Origin of the sequence: Thiomicrospira sp. ALE5 (assembly GCF_900112445.1) — a bacterium.
Taxonomy (GTDB): Bacteria; Pseudomonadota; Gammaproteobacteria; order Thiomicrospirales; family Thiomicrospiraceae; genus Thiomicrospira.
The window spans coordinates 616,907-638,045 of sequence record NZ_FOYY01000003.1 but is presented as its reverse complement, the minus strand read 5'-3'; the positions used below and the strand labels follow the sequence as shown (position 1 = coordinate 638,045).

Annotated in this window: 15 protein-coding genes; 11 read left to right on the top strand and 4 right to left on the bottom strand. The window is 46.5% G+C overall.

Annotated elements, in window-relative coordinates; genetic code table 11:
• The first annotated feature begins 19 nt into the window (after positions 1–19).
• The 7 genes from BM293_RS03270 (at position 20) to BM293_RS03240 (ending at position 10,092) form a co-directional block, all read left to right on the top strand.
• Entirely contained in the window at positions 20–2,137 is a 2,118-nt protein-coding gene (locus tag BM293_RS03270) for an EAL domain-containing protein (RefSeq protein ID WP_234968876.1), read from the top strand.
• Positions 2,138–2,159: 22 nt separating this feature from the next.
• Positions 2,160–3,542 (top strand): oxygen-independent coproporphyrinogen III oxidase, encoded by a 1,383-nt coding sequence (gene hemN, locus BM293_RS03265; protein WP_093446781.1) that lies wholly within the window; start codon positions 2,160–2,162, stop codon positions 3,540–3,542.
• An 80-nt stretch (positions 3,543–3,622) separates the two neighbouring features.
• Positions 3,623–5,113, top strand: a complete 1,491-nt coding sequence (locus tag BM293_RS03260) for a type II secretion system protein GspD (protein WP_093446779.1) — start codon at positions 3,623–3,625, stop codon at positions 5,111–5,113.
• A complete protein-coding gene (locus tag BM293_RS03255) occupies positions 5,097–6,653 on the top strand; it encodes a GspE/PulE family protein (protein ID WP_093446778.1) in 1,557 nt (518 codons plus the stop codon). The genes BM293_RS03260 and BM293_RS03255 overlap by 17 nt, the downstream gene beginning before the upstream one ends.
• Positions 6,646–7,869 carry a type II secretion system F family protein gene (locus BM293_RS03250; protein WP_093446776.1) on the top strand — a complete coding sequence of 408 codons (1,224 nt, stop codon included), beginning with the start codon at positions 6,646–6,648 and terminating at the stop codon, positions 7,867–7,869. Before BM293_RS03255 ends, BM293_RS03250 begins: the two co-directional genes overlap by 8 nt.
• On the top strand, positions 7,856–9,208 hold the full coding sequence (locus BM293_RS03245) for a hypothetical protein (RefSeq protein ID WP_093446775.1): 1,353 nt from the start codon (positions 7,856–7,858) through the stop codon (positions 9,206–9,208). The genes BM293_RS03250 and BM293_RS03245 overlap by 14 nt, the downstream gene beginning before the upstream one ends.
• Positions 9,199–10,092, top strand: coding sequence for a hypothetical protein (locus BM293_RS03240; RefSeq protein ID WP_093446773.1), 894 nt, complete (start codon positions 9,199–9,201; stop codon positions 10,090–10,092). The genes BM293_RS03245 and BM293_RS03240 overlap by 10 nt, the downstream gene beginning before the upstream one ends.
• Here BM293_RS03240 and BM293_RS03235 read toward each other — a convergent pair.
• On the bottom strand, positions 10,089–10,733 hold the full coding sequence (locus BM293_RS03235) for a type II secretion system protein (protein WP_093446772.1): 645 nt from the start codon (positions 10,731–10,733) through the stop codon (positions 10,089–10,091). The two genes, BM293_RS03240 and BM293_RS03235, sit on opposite strands and share 4 nt — an antisense overlap.
• Positions 10,734–11,115: 382 nt before the next feature.
• On the opposite strand from BM293_RS03235, the gene BM293_RS03230 reads away from it, so the two are divergent.
• Complete coding sequence (locus BM293_RS03230; RefSeq protein ID WP_093446770.1) at positions 11,116–11,730, top strand: 5-formyltetrahydrofolate cyclo-ligase; 615 nt, start codon at positions 11,116–11,118, stop codon at positions 11,728–11,730.
• On the opposite strand, the gene BM293_RS03225 is transcribed toward BM293_RS03230, so the two are convergent.
• Genes BM293_RS03225 through BM293_RS03215 form a run of 3 tightly spaced genes read right to left on the bottom strand, consistent with a single transcriptional unit; the run spans position 11,727 to position 17,808 of the window.
• The gene (locus BM293_RS03225) at positions 11,727–15,695 is read right to left on the bottom strand and encodes a translocation/assembly module TamB domain-containing protein (protein WP_093446769.1); all 3,969 of its coding nucleotides are present in this window, start codon (positions 15,693–15,695) and stop codon (positions 11,727–11,729) included. The genes BM293_RS03230 and BM293_RS03225 overlap by 4 nt on opposite strands.
• A 10-nt stretch (positions 15,696–15,705) precedes the next feature.
• Positions 15,706–17,445, bottom strand: coding sequence for an autotransporter assembly complex protein TamA (locus BM293_RS03220; RefSeq protein WP_234968875.1), 1,740 nt, complete (start codon positions 17,443–17,445; stop codon positions 15,706–15,708).
• Positions 17,446–17,502: 57 nt separating this feature from the next.
• Positions 17,503–17,808, bottom strand: coding sequence for a cell division protein ZapA (locus BM293_RS03215; RefSeq protein WP_093446767.1), 306 nt, complete (start codon positions 17,806–17,808; stop codon positions 17,503–17,505).
• Positions 17,809–17,923: 115 nt separating this feature from the next.
• On the opposite strand from BM293_RS03215, the gene BM293_RS03210 reads away from it, so the two are divergent.
• Genes BM293_RS03210 through BM293_RS03200 form a run of 3 tightly spaced genes read left to right on the top strand, consistent with a single transcriptional unit; the run spans position 17,924 to position 21,137 of the window.
• Positions 17,924–18,496, top strand: a complete 573-nt coding sequence (locus BM293_RS03210; protein ID WP_093446766.1) for a UPF0149 family protein — start codon at positions 17,924–17,926, stop codon at positions 18,494–18,496.
• A 41-nt stretch (positions 18,497–18,537) separates the two neighbouring features.
• Positions 18,538–19,938: an aminopeptidase P N-terminal domain-containing protein gene (locus BM293_RS03205; protein WP_093446764.1), complete on the top strand. Its 1,401-nt coding sequence runs from the start codon at positions 18,538–18,540 to the stop codon at positions 19,936–19,938.
• A complete protein-coding gene (locus BM293_RS03200) occupies positions 19,914–21,137 on the top strand; it encodes an FAD-dependent monooxygenase (protein WP_093446763.1) in 1,224 nt (407 codons plus the stop codon). Before BM293_RS03205 ends, BM293_RS03200 begins: the two co-directional genes overlap by 25 nt.
• Positions 21,138–21,139: the final 2 nt, after the last annotated feature.

The following is a 21,139-nucleotide window of genomic DNA, read 5'->3' as shown; positions in this document are numbered from 1 at the left end:
CTTGTTCGTTATAACTTTTTTGTTACTAATCTTGGCGGTTGCAGGATTGATCTGGCAGCGTCGTCACCTCGTGAAAATAAAAGCCGACCAGCGCGTGTATGAGGTTTTATTTGAGCGTTTGCGGGAAGGGGTTGTGCTTACTGATAAAGAAAAAAATATTGTTAGAACCAACCCAGCGTTTAGCAAAATCACCGGTTATGAGTTTGCAGAAGTGGTGAATAAAAACCCCAATGTCTTGAGTTCGGGTATGCAAGATGCCGGTTTTTATCAAAAGGTCTGGGATGCCATTAATCAACAAGGCTTTTGGGAGGGGCGACTTTGGAACCGTAACAAGCCTGGCGAAGCCTATTTGCAAAAAACCTCTATTATTAATTTGGCTTCGCTGGATCATCCAAAACTGGGCTTTATGGCGATTCAGTCTGACATTACCAGTCTCGTTACGCATGAACAAGAGCTTAATAAGTTATTACATTATGATGCATTAACAGGTCTGCCTAATCGTTTGCAGTTAACCAAACATTTAGAGGTGGTGCTAAAAAACGCGCAGGCCAATAGCGATATGGTTGCGGTGTTGTTCATTGACTTAGATGGCTTTAAGACCATTAATGATAAATTCGGTCACGAAGTAGGTGACAAAGTCCTGATTCAAACAGCCCAGGCACTCAAAACAACCTTAGGAGAGCATGCGATCGTATCGCGGGTAGGCGGTGATGAATTTGTTGCGGTGATTAGTCACCTTAAAAATGAGCATTTGCTTAATAATCTTTTAAACAGAGTGCAGCGTTCTATTAGCGAAGTGGGTTACAGCCAAGATGTGCTGCTTGAGTTGTCTGCTAGTATTGGAGTCACCCTCACCCCTGAAAATCAAAGTGAAGCAGAGCAGCTAATTCGGCACGCTGATTTAGCCATGTATCAAGCTAAACAGGCTGGCGTGGGTTTTATAAGGTTTTTTGATTTAGATGAGGATCGAGAAACTAAACTTTATCGTCGCATTTGGTTGGAAGTTGAAAATGGCTTTAAAGAGGGTGAGCTTGAACTTTTTTATCAACCTAAGATCAATATGCGCACGGGTGAAATTGTTGGGGCAGAAGCTTTAATCCGTTGGCATCACCCTCAAAAAGGTTTGGTTATGCCCGATAGCTTTTTACCCTTTATTGAGCGAAGTTATTTGTCAGAAACCTTGGATCAATGGGTGATAGGTCAGGCGCTTAATCAATTGAGTGCGTGGCGTTCAATAGGGCTTGAATGGCAATTGAGTATCAATATCACTTCACGTTCTCTACAAAAAGTCAGTTTTGTGTCGAACTTGGCAAAACGGCTTAAAGAATATGGCACTGAATTAGCGTCCTATTTGGAGATTGAGGTGCTTGAAACCAGTGCATTGGAAGATATGGAGCACGTCATTGCAGTGATTGGCCAGTGTCATAGATTAGGCATAAGTTTTGCATTGGATGATTTTGGCACAGGTTATTCATCTTTACAGTATTTACGAGATTTGCCCGTCGATAAAATTAAGGTCGATCAAAGCTTTGTCCGCAAAATGCTGCAAAATCCGAATGATTTGTCTATTGTGAGTGGTGTAATCAGTCTTTGTCGCGTATTTAATCGACAAGTTATTGCCGAAGGTGTGGAGACAGTTGATCATGCTGATATTTTATTACTATTAGGTTGTGATTTTGCGCAAGGATACGGTATAGCCCGTCCAATGGATGCTGGGGCATTGATGGTTTGGCAAGCCCAATGGCAAGTAAAACCTTTTGCACTAGTGCATAATCAAGCAATGTTTGGCCGAGGGGATACCAATTTATTGCGTACTGAAGTGATTCATCGTTTATGTGTTGATCAAGTCGAAGCTTACATAATGGGTAAGCACGAAGCGGCGCCTGAAGTAAATTCGAAACAGTGTGATCTTGGTAAATGGCTTGGTCATTACAGCTTAAAACATGACCAAATCTACCATGAGTTAAAGCAAGTGCACAGTGAGTTACTATTCAAGGCAGCTGAACTTATTAAACTATGCCAAAAGGGACAGCAGTCTGCTGCACAAGACCAACTCCCTAAACTATTTAATAGGCGAGATGGTTTTATTAAAGTCATGCGCAAACTGCACAATGCTGTGGTAAACAGAACCGAATAACCCAAAATTATAGGGGACGAGTGTGGAACAAGGAATTCAATTTGATGCGGACTTAATTAAACGTTATAACCAAAGCGGGCCGCGTTATACCTCCTATCCGACCGCAGTGCAGTTTGACGAGTCATTCGGTATTGCCGATTATGAAGCCGCCGCCGCGCGTTCTAACGCATCCGGGCGCGGGCTGTCGTTGTATTTTCATATTCCGTTTTGCGATACGATTTGTTTTTATTGCGCCTGCAATAAAGAATGGACCCGCGACCGTAAAAAAACCACGCCCTATTTAGAGCGTCTGTTTAAAGAAATCGAATTGCAAGCCAAGTTGTTTGATCCGAATCGCAAAGTGGAACAATTACATTGGGGCGGCGGTACGCCAACGTTTATCAATCACGATGAAATGCGTCAGTTAATGGCGAAAACCCGCGAACATTTCAATTTGTACGATGACGACAGCGGCGAATATTCGATTGAAATCGACCCGCGTGAAGCCACTGCCGAAACGATTAAACTTCTGCGTGAACTCGGCTTTAACCGCATGAGTTTAGGGGTGCAGGATTTTGATCCGAAAGTTCAAAAAGCGGTCAATCGTATTCAGAGTGAAGAAGAAACTTTTACTGTATTGAATGCAGCAAGAGCGGAAGGCTTTTTATCGGTCAATGTCGATTTGATTTATGGTTTGCCGTTTCAAACCCAAGACAGTTTTTTGCAAACGCTGGATAAATTATTAGCAGTCGAACCGGATCGCTTCTCGATTTTTAACTATGCGCACATGCCCAGCATGTTCCCAACGCAGAAAAAAATGCGTGAAGAAGACATGCCGAGCCCGGATCAAAAACTGGCGATTTTGCAGGCGACCACCGAACGTTTATTGCAAGCGGGTTATGTGTATATTGGCATGGATCACTTTGCTAAGCCAGATGACGAGCTGGCAGTCGCACAACGGAATGAAACGCTGTATCGCAACTTCCAAGGCTATTCCACTCACGCCGATTGCGATTTGATTGGCATGGGCGCGACTTCGATTGGTTTAATTGATAACACCTATTCACAGAACCGTAAAACCTTGGATGACTATTATGCCGCGATTGATGCGGGCGAATTGGCAATTTTCCGTGGCGTGCATTTAACTGAAGATGACGAGTTACGCCGTGATGTGATAACGCGGTTAATCAGCCATTTTCATCTGAATTTTGAAACGGTGAATCAGCAATGGGGTATTCGTTTTGACGAATACTTTGCTAAAGAATTGGTGGCGGTACAACAGTTCGCCGAAGACGGCTTACTGACGCTGGATGCGCAGGATATTTATATCACCGCTAAAGGCCGGTTATTGATTCGTAATATCTGTATGGCGTTTGATGCCTATATTAAACCGGGCACCACTAATCGTTTTTCTAAAGTAATATAGTAAGTAATTTTAGTTATATTTACACACACCCCTTAAAAAATTACGTATAATTAATAGGTAGTTTTATAGGGGTTTATTTTGTGTTCCATCAAAGTCATTTCATTTATTTTTGTGGTATCGCTAGCCTAAGCCTATGGCTGCTCACCGGTTGTAACACGACGCCTAGTCACAGCTTAGACGCTGAGCTTAAGTTGCCTAACGCCTTGCCCGCTACGCAAAATCTTCCAGATAATGCCGATCTCGCGGGGTCTATCGAACCCCCAATCAGTCCAAGATATAGTTTGCATTTACAAGACCAGTCTGTAGAAGATGTACTTCAAAAACTGGCTTGGATGGCAGACAAAGAATTGGAAGTCTGGCCTCATCAGGCGCCGACCATTACGGTCAGGGCAGATAATCTAACTTTAAATGAACTGTTACATCGTGTCGCTGTAGCGAGTGGGTTGCAAGTGCTATTACAACAACGGCGCATTATTGCACGCCCTGACCAGTTGTATTGGCAAGCCTATCCGGTTGACCTGCTTAATTTGCAGCGCTCAAAGGTCGATAAACTGGTCACGAACCTTAATATTGGCCAAGTGAGTCTTCTGGCTGCAACGCAAAATTCTAGTCAATCCAGTATGGAGCTAACTAGCAATACTGATATTTGGGGCAGCTTGGCCAGTCTTCTTGCACAATTATTAATTAATGATCCTTTTGCTAGTGAATTCTCACCGTCTCAACGGGTAATCGCGCAACCTGAATCAGGGCTGGTCATGGTACTGGCCAGTTATCAGCAACAACGACAGGTCGCAGATTGGTTGGTGCAGCTACAAGCAAGAACCAGTCGACAAGTACTAATTGAGGCGGTGATTGCTGAAGTGGCCTTATCGCAAGACTATCAAACGGGTATTGATTGGAGTTTGGATGGCTTGTTAAATCGCAGCGGTGTAAGCCAAGTCAGTCATGATCGTATATTTAGTGCCAGTTTAGGGGCGGTGGGCTTAGATGTAATGCTGGGATTGCGTTGGTTGGAAAACTTTGGTCAGGTCAGTGTGCTATCTAGTCCGCGTGTAATGGCGCTAAACAATCAGCCGGCGATGCTTAAGGTTGTAGATAATTTTGTTTATTTTACCATTGGTGTTGTGCGCACGACTAATCAGAATGTGACCGAAGTGACCTATGGATCAAACTTAAACTCGGTACCCGTGGGCTTGATTTTAAATGTTCAGCCGATGGTGACCGAGCAGCAGCAGGTATTGCTAAATGTACGACCAAGTGTAACCCGTATTATTGGCCAGGTTCAAGATCCAAACCCTGATTTAGCGGCCGTGGGGGTGAAAAACTTTGTGCCTTTGATTCAAGAGCGCGAAATGGAAACCTTGTTACGCTTAGATGATCAGGAAACCGTTATGATTGGTGGCTTAATTCAGCAACGTCAAGATGAGCAGCAATCTGGTTTATATGGCTTGTCGCGGCAACCAAGTCCGCTAGCGCGCTTATTTGGTTTGCAGCAAGCCAGTCAATCAAAGACCGAGTTGGTGGTACTGTTACGGGCAACCGTTATAGGGGCTGATGATGCGAGTCGATGAACAACAACGGGCGTATTTGTTGAATCATCATGTGCTTAATGATGCGCAGTTGACCCTGACCGAGCAAGCACAGCAGCTTCAAGGCGGTAGCCTGCTCGATAATAGTGTTAAGTTAGGCTTTTTAACTCGGGAGCAGGCCAGTTTTTATCAAGGCCAGCAACTCGGGTTAAGTTATTTAAGTCTCAACCAACTTGTTCCAGATCCCGAAGCCTTAACCCTGTTTGAGCCGGTATTGTTGCGTAAATGGCAAGCAGCGCCTATCAAATTGCAGCAGCAAAATCTGACTTTAGGCGTGGTAAATCCTGATGATCTCTGGGTTCAAGACCAAATTGAACACTACTGTACTGCTCGTTTGCCATCTTTTCAGCTTAATTGGGTCTTGATTAACCGTGATGAGTTGGCCGATTTTCTTGCGCGTAGTTATCAATATCAGCGGGCGATTCCTGCGTTGATTGACGAGGCACTCGAATTATCCCCGCAGCAGGCCAGTCTTAATGATCAGGATGATTTTCGTCACCCGATTGTGCGTTTGGTGGATAGTTTGTTGACTGAGGCAGTTAGACAAAGTGCATCTGATTTACATTTTGAGCCAGAGCAGGCGTTTGTGCAGTTGCGCTATCGAATTGATGGTTTGTTGGTGCTACAACACTACATTCCAAAAGTACTTTGGTTGCCCATTTTGGCGCGTATCAAGATTCTAAGTGGTTTAGATGTCACTGAACAGCGTCGACCGCAAGATGGACGTTTTGCGATGATGTTGCTGGGCAAGGCGATTGATTTTAGGGTAAGCAGTTTACCTGGGTCACAAGGCGAAAATCTGGTGTTACGGGTTTTGGATCAGCAGAAAAGTGTGTTGGATTTGACGGCATTGGGATTAGATGCTCCACGCGAACAGGCCTTGCGTCGTTGGTTAGCCCAGCCGGCAGGGGTGATTTTGGTTGTAGGGCCGACCGGGTCGGGCAAAACGACCAGTTTGTATGCCATGTTAGCCAGTCTTAATCAACCGGGTGTCAATATTATGACGCTGGAAGATCCGATTGAATATCGCCTAATCGGTTTGCGCCAGACCCAAGTAAATAGTGAGTTTGGGGTGAGTTTTCAGCAGGGTTTGCGGGCGATTTTGCGTCAAGACCCAGATATTATTTTAGTCGGCGAAATTCGTGATGCTGAAACGGCTCGTTTGGCATTTCAAGCCGCGATGACTGGGCATTTGGTGTTATCTACCTTGCACTGTGACCGTGCCAGCCAGGCACGCTATCGGCTGATCGACTTAGGGGTCAGTGAAACGGTGATGAATGAATGTTTAGTGGGGGTGATGGCGCAGCGTTTAGTTCGGTGCCTAGTAGCTGAGCAGGCCAGTCAATCTGATCCTGTTGAGTCTCGTCAATATGCCGGTCGGCAAGTCTTAATTGAAATGGTCTCACGTTGGCCAGCCGATCAACAAATCGGGGATTTTTATGATCACGGTGCGCAATTAGTGGCTAATCAACGTACTGATCAGGCTGAGTTGCAGCGGGTGGTAGGAGTAGGGCATGCCTAATTTTCGGTTTACCTTTACTACAACGGATGGTCAGGTGAAAACCGAGGAGCGGATGATGCCCTCAGAAGCAAGTTTACGCCAGCTACTAGACCAGCAAGGTAGCGTGCTGATAAGGTTGAGGCGATTGGATTTTGACTCGACACAGCGAGGGTTACCAGGGTTACTGCATCGAATTAAGTTAAGCCGTGGTGGACAGTTTAATTGCGTGCAACTGACTGAAGACTGGGTGGCCTTACTCGCCTCGGGATTGACGGTGAGTGACTCTATTCAAACGCTTGTGGAATGGCAACAAGATAGCGCCACCACTGCAAATTCAGTATTAGGTTCAGCATTACAGCAAGTGGCTAGGCAGCTTAATGAAGGCACGCCACTTGACCAGGCCTGGCAAGCATCAGGCTTACGTTTTGATCCCACTTGGCTATTAAGTATTAGGCTCGGTATGCAAACGGCTCAATTAGCAGATGTTTTGTGTCATTGGTTGGCCTTACAGCATTGGCGCAAGGGCTTTCGAGGGCGGCTTAAAAAGCTGTTGACCTACCCACTAATTGCTTCGAGCATTTTAATCTTGGTATTAGGTTTCATGTTGGTTTGGGTTCTGCCTGATTTGATTGGGTTTTTAATTGATATGAACGCACCCATTAATCAAGCCACGCGTTTAATGTATGGGTTGTCTAATTTGATGATACAACAGCCTTGGCTGTTGCTGGCCGGTGTGGTTGTGACTGGGCTAGTAACCTGGTTAGGGGTTAAATCAGTCGGTTCAAAGCGTATCCCTTATATCGGGCGGGTGAGTTTGGCGCTTGAGCGAGCCTATTTAATGCGTCAATTGCATTGGTTGCTCGCAGCGGGCACCACGCTCCACGATGCGGTAGGGCAAATGATCGCTAATAGTCCTTCAGCTAAGCGAAAAACTCAGCTGCAAGTCTTGCATGAGCAGCTAGCACAAGGTGTACCTATGCCGCAGGCTGTTACCAAAAATTTAGACTTACCTAGATTTAGCCAGAAGTTATTAAACTTAGCCGAAAAAACCGGACAGCTCGCACCGGTGATGCAGCAACTTGCAGACTATTTTGAAGCGCAAGCGAGGCAGCAATTGGATCGATTTGAGCCATGGATAGAACCTATGACGACCCTGATGCTTGGGGGAGTGGTGGTATGGATGATTCTGGCTATTCTAGGTCCGGTTTATGGGATGATGGCGCATGTCGTTTTTTAAGTTTAAGGTGTCTTTAGCTTGGTTTGATGGACGTGAGTTTAGCTTAGTTGATAAGTTAACATCTGATAGCAAACCATTAGTGGTGCTGTTGAGTAGTGACGAATCATGTCAGTGGCAAATGCGACCAAAATTGCCACTATGGCAGGCCTGGTTCTGGTCTCGTGCGCTTGTGCGGCGCGCGCGTTTTAGCCATAAAGATTCTGCTAATAGCCGTTTCTATGCGCAACCGATTATGCGTCGTTGGCAAGGGCAAGCAGTGTATTTGCAGCAACAATGGGAGCCGCACCAGGCAGATCTGAGCAACCTTAATGGTCAGCACGGCATTGGATTGTATGGTTTTAATCAATGGTGGCAGGCTTGGTGGCCACAAAGTGCCATCCAATCATTATTGGTTAAGTTGTCAAAGCCAGATTGGGTGATGGTGCATTTGGAATGGGCGCCTAAGCGGTGGGTACAATTTGCACATTACCAGCAGCAGGCCTGCTGGTGGCGAGTGATTAATCAACGTGATGCAATAAACTGGTCGTTTGAAGATCAACGCTTTGTGGATTATTTGCAACAACAATCGCTGCAGCCAGCCCAAGGTCCTGCCTGTTTAATTTGCATAGATCAAAATGGGTATCGGGTGGTGTCTAATGCTGATAGCGAAGCAGCGGCTGAGTTTTCGGTTGCAGCGCATGCTGTGCCACACGGCTGTGCATTCGATGATTCGAAGGTGCTAACTCGGTTAAAACGCGTCAAACCGATTTATGCGCTGGCACCTTGGTTTCAATATTATTTGACTCGGCTAAGACGCAGGCGTCTGATCAAGTTGAATGGCCTCTTAGCCACTTGGTTGACGTTATGGCTTGCGGCCTTGTTTGCATTTGATTCGTTTGGGCTTACTCATGTTTTGATGGGGCATCAAACCCAGCCTCCGATCGTTCAGCCTGTTCCACTTCAACCGTCTCTTACTCAATTGCAACAACAGCAAATCACGAGCGAGCTACTGGCTATTAAACAGCGTTACCAGGCCTGGCAATCCCAATCCCAATCCATGCATGAACTTTCGGAAGCTATGTGGCAACAATTGACTGACTATGGCATGGGCGTACAAAAATTGCAGTGGACTTGGCAACCTGCAGGCTACTGGGAGTGGCAGGTTGAAGCTGAATTAGCGGGGTCACAGCGTTATCAGTTAACCAAAATTTTAGATCACTTTGCGTATCAACAATCTTTAACAGGCCGACTAGAGCAATGGAGAGTGGATTTGCAAGGTTTAGAGGTTGAGTTGGGGCGTTTACATGACCCTCAGCAGAGTAGGATTACAGTCAGTTGGGCGTGGCAATTATGGCCCTAAAGACCTTGGCTAAACCACTGGCGGTTACCATTTTGTTGAGTAGTGGTTTAGCGTTATTAGCTAGTTGGCAGGGGTTGGCCTATCATCAGGCGCATGTCCAACAGCAAGCCGCTGCTCAATATCAACAGCAGTTAGTCGCGCAAGCCGAATATCAACAGTGGTTAGAGAAGGTGCAAGCCATGCAGCCCTGGCTCAGTATGTTGCAACAGGGTGTTACGGCCCATGATTGGTCAGCCGCATTAACCGAGTGGCAGCAGGCACATCAGCAGGCCTGGCCAGATCTTGAGCTCACCCAATCACAGCCTGCCTACAATTGGCAGCGATATCAGTTGCGCAAGCAGCTGCACATCAACGATCAGTCTGACTACCAGGCCTGGTTAGCCTGGCAAGACCATCCGTTTCACCCTGGTTTGTTACCTGTGCAATGTCGCTGGCAGAGCCAAGGTCATGTACTAACAGTTGGTCAGGATAGTCAAGCGTTTAAAGGCACAATTAACTGTACTTGGCAGATTGATACGTGGCCGCTGTTAAAGGGTTTGGCGCAGCCTAAGTCTGTGCCATTGTTAACACAACAGGATAATACTCACCAAGCGTTATCGTCCAGCGTGCCAACGGATCACCTTGCCGAATATTCAAAGGCTGCGACAAAAGTGCTCATTTCGGCCACACCTATTCCGGCAGCGATTTTTTCCGGAGTGGTCGCGGACGGACATAAGCAGTATGTCAATATTAACAATGAATGGTCGGTGTTGCCCATGATGTGGTGTGGGTGGCAAATTAACGACTACGATGGCTATGGGTTGTCACTGGTAAACCAAGCGAATGGAGTAGCTGCCCTACGTATTCCGTTAGGACAGCGCTTGCCAGATTGTGAAAGGCATTAAATCTCAAAACAGACGGTACGATGGTTGTCATCTGCGGTAAAACCACTTGCGCTACTGGATAACAGCGTGGTGTTGTGCACAAGACGCGCCCGTCCGCTGCCAAGCGTTTCATTGCCATCTACAAGGCGAATAAGGTGGTTAATATGGCTGTCGTCATTGATTTCTCCATAGCATAACGCCCAATTAAAGCTATTGCTGCCATTATTGGCAAGGTCGGCGCTCCCTAGAGTGCCGATGGGGCTGCCGCTAGTTGTACCATTTTTGACCAGGTAAATGGGGCCGCCTAAGTTATGTTGTGATTTGGGGGTTATAAAACCCGTATCGCTTAACTCAGTGAGTAGAAGCTGGCTTTTTTCTTGCCAATTGCTATCAGCTTGCCAGCCGTTACCGTCAGATTGGGCGCGAGTAAGAATATTGCCATAGCGTTGTTCATAGCTTACTAGCGCCACGGCATAGTTATTGACATCCTGAGCAGCCGTATTGATTCGCGCATTGGTGATGAGTTCAGCGCCTTTGGTAATGCCGGTTATTAATAAACCAATAATAACCAGTACGATAGCGATTTCAATTAACGAAAAACCGCGTTGGCGTTGTAATCTGCTGCGATGTTTATCATGAGTGATCCGAGTAGTCTTGGTCATGACCTTTCTCCATTGATTAAAATTAATAAGTGAAATTGCTAGTTTTTATTTTAATAAAAATTAAGTAAAAATACTAATTAAATTTTTAACGATGATCTAAATCAGCAGTGATAAATTTTACTGTTGAAGGTTAATTAATAGACTCAATCCTATTACCTGCGGCTAAGGTGGTGTTTTTATGATTAGCTGTGGTAATATGGAATTGTGGAATGGGGCGCGAGACCCTCGAGCCGATAAGTACTACTTTGGGGCCAGATGCCATTTGTGGTGAGTACCTCGCTTATGTCCGAGGAACCTAAACATATGGCCTAGGCTGCCACCTTGAACCTCCGGGTTCAGGGACCGCAGCCCCATTTCACTCCCTCTTTTCTAATGGTTAATTATGCGTTTTTCCCTTTCTCAGCTTCGTCAAATGATGCGTTTGGCTCGTCAAAACCTTAGCTTAGATGTTCAGAGACAGCATGCAGCTGATGCGTCGTTACATTTTCAAAACTATTGGCCATGGCTTAATCGACGATCTCATGCGGTCACTCAAAAGGTGTTGCTTGGTTTTATTGCGGCTGATGGTGAATTAGCCACTCAGCAGGTTTTGGAGTGGGTGCTAGCTGAACCGGATTGGCAATTAGCCTTACCTGTTCTGGGCAGTCGTCCTGGAGAAATGCATTGTGGTCTATGGGATGGGCAGGTGCCCTTACAACCGAATAGGTTTGGGATATTAGAGCCTGATAGACATCAACCCATTTGTGCTCTAGAGCAGATTCAGTGTGTCTTAATGCCTTTGGTTGCATTTGATAACCGGGGTAATAGGTTAGGAATGGGCGGGGGCTACTATGATCGCTTATTAGCCGGTGTTGCAGATTTGCCATCATCACAGCGCCCCTGGTTGGTGGGTTGGGCGCATAGCTTGCAGAAGGTTGATTATCTAATCCCTCAGCCATGGGATATTAGCTTAGATGCTTGCATTACCGAGCAAGCATGCCATGTTTTTACCGACTAACGTTCAAGTCGATAAATTAAGTCGATGGCATTACTCAGTTCTCCACTTTCACTTTTGATTAGCCAGTTGGGTGTCAGGTTAAAAAATAACTGAACAGCACTTTGTCCTACACCAGAAAGATTGTGGGCATAATTAATATATATTTGCTCGTTAATCGCACGACCAAGAATCAAGTTGCTCACTTCTCGATCTTGAACATCAAAGTAAATATCCTCGATACCTAAACCTTGGGTGAGATCATTAAGGATGGGTAGATTGTTTTGTAGCCCCAGCTTGTAGAGTGCGGTTAGCATTTGCGATTCGTAGTTTGGTTCATTTTGTAGATCACCTGCGCGGCCGAAAATTAATAAATTAACAATTCTTGCTTGCGATTGAGTGGGTGTTGAATAGAACACAAACTGTGGTCTTGTAGCTTGTCCCGTTATATTCAATCTTGCCGTGGTTTGATCAACGACGCGGAATAGGTTGACATCAAGGCGCGGGTTATCAAGTGGACCATTAAAAGAAAAACCCGATGGATCAATTTCAATGCGATTACGCCGGTCAATATTTAAGCGGCCGCGCTCGATACGGACTTGACCAAAACCGCGTAGTTCAGGCTGTTGCGGGGTTTGAACTAGGTTCAGTTCCCCGCCTAGCCAAACCCGGGCATCGAGTCCGCGAATCTGTACATTGTCGCCAAAACCGACCGTGAAGTCTAAGAATATGGGTAAGTTGGTATCCTCAACTTCAATTGGCTTACCCTGTGCATCGAGCAGGATTTCATCGCCACTGATCGCGGTGCGTGATTGCCCCGTTTCAAGAGCCAGATTAAGCTGGGTATTTTGTAATTTCACGCCCCCCAAAATTTGAATGACATTAGGGTGATAATTTAACCGGATGCCAATTTGACTGTTGATATCACCTAATGAGGTGTTCAATAACTGGAAGTTGTCACTATCGAGTCGAACGAAAATGGGTGCCATGGCCGATGGCGCATCAGGGGTCTGGGTCAGCAAGCTTGGATCATAAGTGATGGCTAAGTCCAATTGGTTATTGTCGGGTTGCAGCCAACGGCCACTGATTAATAATGGCTCGGTTGCCGGGATAGGATAGGTGATGTCACTGGCGATGCTGATACTTTGTTCACTCAGTCCAAGTAAGGGCAAATCGAAATCCAAGGCTAAACCAAGGTTCGCACTCAGTTGCGGGGCGTTCACTGTACCGTCTAAGTCGGCCTTGAAACTGAGGTTTTGTTGATGGATTGTAATAATATTTTGCCAGTCTTTAGCGAGGTAGAGATCAATAATATCGACTAAAAAGTGACCGCTTAAACCCGCATCAGACCAGGCCTGGTTAGCTGTTTTAGTGAGGCTGATCTGGCTGTCAAGTTGTCCATGTTGATTGAGCTGGGCTTGGCTGGTGAGATCGAGTTGATTGGGCGAGGCTTTAAGCTCATTGCGCCAGTTAAGTACGGTGAGCGGAAGGGCTACTTCGGGTGTTTGTACATTTATAAAAAAGTAAGGCCAATTAAGCGTGTTGTGTAGCTTCCAATCAAGTGTTTGAGCCTGATTACCCTGTGATTGGGTTAGGTTCCAATCTAACCGTCCCTGTATTGCAAATTCACCTAGTAGCGTGATGTTGTCAGGTTGGAAGGGCGCTAACCAGTCCTGCCAAGGTAGATGTTGCGCTTGCCACTGAATGCGTTGTTGTGCACTTTGAAGACAAAAAGAAGCCATGCTATCTTGTTGTAAACACAGCGGACTCAGCGTCAACCCCTTCTGCACCCCCTGCCAATTTCCCTGAGCAGGCTCACCCAGTTGCCAAGTACCAACAACTGGCGCAGTGAGTATCAATTCATCAAGCGTAAATCGGGGTTGTAAGCCGGACGTTTGCCATGCTGACCAATTAGTTAAAGCGTCTAGGTTAAGTGGTTCTGACCAGTGGTCGGTGAGGCTTAATGTCAATGATAAATCGGGTTGCGTCAACACCAGGTGGTTCTGGGTTTGGCTAGCATGGGTCGATTTATTGATGGCTTGACGGCTAAAGCTGAGCTGCTCGATGATCGGTGCGGTGGCCGTTTGTTCTGCTAGGTGTGCTAAACGTAACTCAATTTGATGGCTAAATAGGTTACCTAGATCCCCGTCGGTAGTAAATTGAGCTTCGGTAAGTTGCCAGTCCTGCCAGCCAAGATTATTAATTAGCCATGTTTGAGTTAATTGAGCTGAATCGACTAGCTTCAACCAGTCATCTGTTCTGGCAGGCTGATGCAATGTTACTTTGCCTTGCACTTCACCTGAAAGGTCAGGGTGAAATTGATCTAAGCGAGCGGCATTAAGCTGTAAGTCTAAAGTGAGGTCATCGCTAACCCTGGCAGATAATTCAAGTTGGTTATCTCCTAAATATAAACCTAGCTGGTCGAGGATAAGCTGACTGCGGTCTTTAGCAAGACTTAATGCTAGCTTAAATTGGCCATCAATATCGCCATAACGAAGCTCGCTTGTTAACCAGTCGAGTTGATAAAGATCAGGCTGGCTAAGACGGCTGAGCGCATGGCCACTAAACATTAACGGCTCAGCTAGGCCTTCAAGTTTAAGTTGGTTAATGTCTAAAATTAAGCTGCGTTCCTCCCAGTCTAGTAGCTGGATACCACTATCTAAGTTGAGTTTCCAGGCCTGCTTATCATCATTTTCGTTGCTATTTAGCGTGCCGGGGATCATAAAATCTCGCGTATTAATGCGCAAATGGCCGGTTTTATTGTCAAGGTTCCACAACATGACCTGGTGCAGGGTGCCGTGATCTTCAAGGGTAAGGGCACTTTGGGTATTGATTTCCGTTTGCTGGTTCACATTGGGGGTCAATCCAATCCTGTTTGCCAGCTCGATTTCAGGTAGGTTATGGCTTTGAATGCTAAGCTGTTGCTGGGCTTCAAGTGTTTGACCAAACCAGCTGCCCTGGCCATGACTACTAAACGTAAGTGATTGCAATTCAATCGGTAACTCAAGGTCGCTTAAGGGGCTTTGTTGATCGATGTTGATGGTAAGTTGTGTGTGCCATTCGAGGTTTTGATCATTGCCAGCAAGCTGTTGTTGCCACTTGAAATCAAGTGGTCCCTCTAGCGCCAATTGCGCCGTGATTTGTTGTTGCTGAGCCTCGAGTTGCGCACTCAATTGTATAGCAGGCAAGCGGGTATTAATCCCTTTAAGTTGTTCACTCAATTCTAAAGGGAGCCATGCAAAGTTTTGCCAGTGGTGTAGTCTTCCTTGCAGCTCTAGTCGAGTGTGTTGTGCGTGATGGTACTGGAGCAGGCCATGAAGTTCGACCTGGCTATTATAAGCGGTTAAATTTAACTGATTAAGGGTAAGCATTTGTTGATGCCATTTGAGTGCCACTAGCGCTTTATCCAGCGTCCAGTCTTGTTCGCCTTGTTGGAAGGTTAAATCATCGACGCGAAGTTGCTGCAGCTTGATGTCCCAATCAAGTCTGCTTAGGGGGGTAAGTAATTGATGAACATCTTCGGTATCAAAAGCCAAGTTTGCCAGTTCTTCCCAATCAAGTGGTGTGGCTGACTCTGATGGCTTTTGTTCTATCATGGCAATTTGTGGTGCCAGTATTAGCAGTTCTTTGATATTAAGTTCTTTATTGAGCAAGCGATGAGGACGCCACTTTAACGCTAGTTGCTTGATTGCGACTGTGCCTGCAAGCTCATGTTCTGCTGAAGGAAGAGGGTAGTATAGGTTTTGGAGGGAAATACCTTGGTAGAGTGGGCCTTCAAGTTTATCAATTACTAAGCCCTCTGGCCAATAATCAGCCAGCAGCGGTGACTCACTGGCCCAGTTATATAACGTCTGGGGTGCTTGTGGATGTGAAATGACCCACAAGATGGCTAAGCTTAGCAGGCCTGCTAGAATCAAAGTGACCGACGCTAAAAAGCTTGTCAGCGCTAACAGGGCGCGTAGGATGATTTTTTTGATATTTATAATCATGCCGTCATCGCTATAAATCTAAGCCAAGTGAGAAATGAATTCGATAGCCGCGTTCTGGCTCAGTAAGCGGCCAAGCGATATCGAGTTTTGCGGTGCCAATGGGTGTAAAACCACGAACCCCAAAACCGGCTCCCACTAAATACTGGTCTTTTGGAACGTCTTCATAGACTTGTCCTGCATCAACAAAAATGCCACTGCCAAGCCAGCGACTAAAACGATAGTCGGCTTCAACCGAGCCTTGTACCATATTGGCGCCACCCTCAAGTCCGCGCTCCGTGCGAATCCCAATCGTTTCAAAGCCGTAGCCACGTAAGGTTTCTCCACCTAGCAAATAGCGATAGGTGGCCGGGATTTTACGTAAGTCATCACTAAAGGTATAAGCGGCTTGAATCCGGCCATGTAAACGCAAAAAAGGCAGCGGTGAATAAATGCCGCGGCTGCCTAGTTCAACTTGTTGAAAATCGGCATTAGATAAAAATTGATCGCTACTGACTCTGAAACTAGCAGAGTGTCTGTAGCCACTATTTACATAGCCTTCTTGGTTAACCCAGCGGTATTGCAGGTTAACCCCGCCCAATAATGATTGAATGACCTCTGTGTCTTGATTAGCGTAATTGAAGCTCTCCGTTTCTAGCGAAACAAATGGGTTGAAGCGAAATTTGGGCGTAACTTGAAAGACATATTCGGGGGATATAAGCGTTCGATTTCGTTTGAGGGCCGATGATTGAGTTGCATCAACCCCTAGATTTACGTTCCAATACTGCAGCGCAGGGCGCTTACCTGGTAAGCGATAACGAAAGGTCGCATTCTGGGATTGCTGCCCGACGACGCTTTCAAACTCGTAATTGTGTCCCCAGCGATTAAGTAGGCGATTCTGAAAGCCAAGGGTTAAGCGCGCGCCCGTATCGGTACCATAGCCTAAGCCGACCGTATAGCGGTGTTTAAGATTGTCTTCAACCTCAATATCAATAGGAATGCGCCGGTCAACAATGCGATCAAAATCAGGATTAATCCGCACCATACCAAAATATTGACTAGATACCAGCTGGGTTTGCAATTCGGTTAAAGGCGCTTGTTCAAACTGTTGTCCGGGTTCGAACTCCACATAGCTTTGCATAAAGCGCGGATGCAGTTGTTCGCTGCCTGTAAAACGCACTTGGCCAAACTGATAGGCTTCGCCGGTATTGAGCTCGATGTTAATAAATACTTCGCCAGTATGAGGATTCACCCGGAATTCACGCTGAGTAAACTGCGCATCCAAAAAGCCATTATTGTGTGCTAGGGTGCGAAGGTCACTGAGGGTATTAATATAATGGTCGTGACGAAATATTTCTCCCTCGGTGAGACGTTGATTAAATTGACGATATTCGCGCCAGACATTTAAGCGCCGACCCTCGCCGCGAATACGGAGTTGATAGTCTTTAATTCGTACCGGCTCGCCAAGCGTCAGGGTAAAGCGTGCACGTGTGCGACCCTCAAAACGATTGAGTTGAGACGCTACTGTTGCTTGATAGTAGCCCAGGCCGCGTAAAATTTGTAAGATCTCATTTTCAGTGCGATTGAATAAAAAGTCGGTTTGTGCCGGGAATTGATCGTGACTGAGTAGATTTAAGCGGAGTTCTTGCAGTAGGCGTCGCTCAATGTCAGCATTTGGCGCATCAGTAAAACGAATTTGTACTTCTAGTTCGGGATGCGCTACCGCTGGCTGGCTGACCAGAAAGCTACAGGCAATACACCAAAATGCTATCAATAGCCGCAGATGAGGCGTCTTTAGTAATGGCAAGCTAGGTATCACGGTAACCTTGGATTAGTTTTCAGCCAGGGACTGGTGGGTTTCGCTGACTGGCTGGTCTTGCATCGCAATATTTTTCATCAGCGACTCTAATTGTTCTTCGAGGTGATTGGAATAACTTAAAGTATCTTGTCGAAGACGGATATAGTCGTAACATAGGTTAAGCGCAACCATCAGCACTTTATTTTCACCTTTTAAATGGGGTACTTGGTCTAATTTATCTTCTAATAGTGTTGCTGCCTGAATAAGAGTTGGACGATCCTCTTCAGTGCAGGGTACATCGAAATGGTGATTAAGCAGTGTTAACGTGACATGAGACATATTTTCAACCTATTTCGGTAGCGCCAGTAAAGGAACGAATGAACAAGCATATTCTAAATAAGATGCTATGTTATTATTTATCGTTTATTGAATTGTAACAAAAGACGTTTATTTAATGAGTACAAAGTTAGATTTTGATCACTACCATCAATGGATCGCCCCGATTTCACAGCTTGAGTCGCCGGCCTTTGTGCAAGGCTTAATGATTGGACAAATTTGCGCTGACACCAGTTTAACCGAAGCTTTATGGTTAAAGCAGTTTTTGACCGAAGCCGGGATAACTAAAATCAAAGAAAGTTGGCTGCATGACTTGCATCAGCTTTATGAGCAAACTCTACTCGGTCTTAATAGTGATGCATTTGAATTAGAGTTGTTATTACCCGATGATGCGAGCAGCTTAGCGCAACGTGTTCATCACTTAGGTTTGTGGTCAGAAGGCGTGTTGCATGGTTTAGGACTTGGCCAATTACCAGAACTGAATACCGAGCTGACTGAATTGATTCAGGATTTGAGCGAATTGGCAATGGTCGCGCCGCCAGAAGATGCTGACGATATGGCTGAAGAACAATACATGCAACTCTATGAATTTGCCCGTTTGGCGGCGATGATGTTTTATGATCAGCTGCACCCAATGGCGACCAAGGCACCGGCCAAAGCAGCGTCGGATGCAGCGGTCACATTGCATTAAAACATTGATTTAAAACGAGGTCATCTTAAGTTAGGTTATATATGAATATTGAGCCATCTCAGATTGCGTTTTCTTGCGCACAACGTCAAGCGTTACTGGCATCTTTACCGCCTTGCTCGATTTGGTTGGTTTTTGCCGGCCAAGAGCAGATTCGTAATCGGGATGTCGATTTTCCTTTTCGCCCCCAGAGTGATTTTTGGTACTTAACCGGATTCAATGAACCTGATGCCACTTTGGCGCTGGTCAGTGCAGATTTAATTGCACGTTTACCCGCTGAATGGCAAACCCAGTACCTAATCAACGATACAGCGCACAATGAAACAGCGCAATCTCAGGCCTGGTTGTGGCTTAGACCAAAAGACTCACTGCAAGAACGTTGGCAGGGTCGGCGTTTAGGCGTTGATGCCGCTGTTGCCGAACTAAAGGTGCAGCAGGCCTGGTCGCATGAGCAGCGTGATGAGATGCTCGCTCAGTTGGTTGGTTTTGCTGACCAAATTCATATAAGTTTCAGTATGATGGATTATTGGTCGCCTTATTTACCAGATTGGATGGCGAAAGCCCAGCGCAAAGTTCGTCAGGGCGGTCAAGTGCCCAGTCAAATTGTTAATGCCGATGACAGGTTACATGGCTTGCGGCTGATTAAATCCCCTTACGAAATAGTCCAGTTGCGTCAAGCGGCGCAACTATCGGTGCAGGCCCATTTAGCGGCGATGCAAGCCACGCGTCCAGGTGTGCAGGAGTATCAGGTGCAAGCTGCTTTGGAGGCCAAGGCGCACCAGCTGGGTGCAAGGCGCATGGCGTTCAACTCGATCGTGGCAGGTGGCGAGCGCGCTTGTATTTTGCATTACACCGAGAACCAGGCCTGCTTAAGTGAGGGTGAATTGGTGCTGATTGACGCAGGCGCTGAATGGCAGGGCTATGCGGGTGATATTAGTCATACCTATCCAGTATCTGGGCGCTTTATTGAGCCACAACGCCAACTCTATGAGTTGGTGTTAGCCGCGCAGCAAGCCGTTATCGCGATGATCAAGCCTGGTATTGCCTATGACACCCTGCATGAGACGGCGGCACGCGTGATAACCGAAGGATTGTTAAAGCTAGGTATCTTAACGGGTGAGTTAGAAGAATTGCTCAAAAGTCAGGCTTACAAAGCCTACTTTATGCATGGTACTGGACACTGGCTCGGCTTAGATGTTCATGATGTAGGGCCTTACAAATTGCAAGGCCAATCGATTCAATTGCAGCCTGGGATGCTGGTAACCGTGGAGCCTGGTTTATATATCGATCAGGATGCGGCTGAAGTAGCTGCTTGTTGGCGGGGTATCGGCATTCGTATTGAAGATGATGTGTTGGTGACTGAGCAGGGGTGCGAGGTTTTGAACCTTGGACTACCACGATCTTGTGAGGAGATAGAGCAATGGATGCAACAGAATCGTCAATAAAGGCTTCACAGGCTTTGCCGATGGTCATTGCCGGAGGCGGGCCAGTAGGCTTAAGCTTGGCATTGGGTTTGGTGAAGCAGGGCCATCAGGTCTGTTTGGTCGATCCGACCGAGCCACAACAGGTTTTAAGTGAAAGCTTTGATGGCCGGATGTTGGCCTTATCGGCTAGCTCTATCGAATTATTTCGTCAGGTGGGTGTTTGGGATGCGCTAAAGGCGTGTTGTACGCCCATTAAGCATATTCATGTATCGCAAAAAGGTTACTTGGGTTTGACGCTAATCCATGCGGAAGAACTTGGTTTAGCCGCCCTGGGTTATGCGATTCGTGCCGCTGATTTAGGGCGCGTATTATGGCAAGCGGTGTTAGCTGAACCAACAATTCAGGGCTATTACCAGGCACGGGTAACCGACGCTGAAGTTCAAGAAGAACAGGGCTTAGCGGTGATGATTGAAACCCCTGCAGGTTTAACAACGATTAGCGCGCAGATGCTGATCGGAGCCGATGGCACCGAGTCGAAAGTGCGCGAATTGATGGGCGTGGCGTTTGAAAAAACGCATTACCAGGCCTGGGCTTTTTTAGCGCAAGCGACCAGTCGCGAGCCTCATCAAGGCTGGGCTTATGAGCGCTTTACGCAGCAGGGTCCAGTTGCCTTGCTGCCTATTGATAGCCATGATCATAAGCTGGTTTATGTAGTACCCGACGCTGAAAAAGCGCGCGTAGCGGCTTTGAATGATGAGGCTTTTTTAGCTGAGTTCTACCAGCAGATGGGGGTTAGAATGGGTGGTTTTAGCCGTGTTTCGAGTCGCATGGCCTACCCGCTCACCGAAGGACGCACGACACAACTAGTTAAAGGGCGGATGTTGCTGATGGGGAATGCCTGTCACACCCAGCATCCAGTTGCAGCCCAGGGTTTAAATCTTGGCTTACGCGATGTCAGTGATTTTTTGGCTATCAGTGCCGATCATAAGCTGTCTTCCAGTGCCTTAGCCGACTATGAATCTACGCGACTGGCTGATCATCAACAAGTGATGCGTTTAACCGATGGCCTGATACGGGTATTTCAACATCCATCGCCTATAGTGGGTCATTTACGAGGCTTGGGTTTGATGGCCTTACAAGCGCTGCCGCCGTTAAAAAAACGCCTAGCCAAATTTGCCAGTCGTGGTCGCGCCGCGGTGAAAGTAAACGGGAGGGCTTAGTT

Bases quoted from the DNA above. Each gene is read 5' to 3' on its own strand.
- BM293_RS03255 (WP_093446778.1), top strand. From the start codon at position 5,097: ATGATGCGAGTCGATGAACAACAACGGGCGTATTTGTTGAATCATCAT.
- BM293_RS03250 (WP_093446776.1), top strand. From the start codon at position 6,646: ATGCCTAATTTTCGGTTTACCTTTACTACAACGGATGGTCAGGTGAAA.
- BM293_RS03245 (WP_093446775.1), top strand. From the start codon at position 7,856: ATGTCGTTTTTTAAGTTTAAGGTGTCTTTAGCTTGGTTTGATGGACGT.
- BM293_RS03240 (WP_093446773.1), top strand. From the start codon at position 9,199: ATGGCCCTAAAGACCTTGGCTAAACCACTGGCGGTTACCATTTTGTTG.
- BM293_RS03235 (WP_093446772.1), bottom strand. From the start codon at position 10,733: ATGACCAAGACTACTCGGATCACTCATGATAAACATCGCAGCAGATTA.
- BM293_RS03230 (WP_093446770.1), top strand. From the start codon at position 11,116: ATGCGTTTTTCCCTTTCTCAGCTTCGTCAAATGATGCGTTTGGCTCGT.
- BM293_RS03225 (WP_093446769.1), bottom strand. From the start codon at position 15,695: ATGATTATAAATATCAAAAAAATCATCCTACGCGCCCTGTTAGCGCTG.
- BM293_RS03215 (WP_093446767.1), bottom strand. From the start codon at position 17,808: ATGTCTCATGTCACGTTAACACTGCTTAATCACCATTTCGATGTACCC.
- BM293_RS03210 (WP_093446766.1), top strand. From the start codon at position 17,924: ATGAGTACAAAGTTAGATTTTGATCACTACCATCAATGGATCGCCCCG.
- BM293_RS03205 (WP_093446764.1), top strand. From the start codon at position 18,538: ATGAATATTGAGCCATCTCAGATTGCGTTTTCTTGCGCACAACGTCAA.
- BM293_RS03200 (WP_093446763.1), top strand. From the start codon at position 19,914: ATGGATGCAACAGAATCGTCAATAAAGGCTTCACAGGCTTTGCCGATG.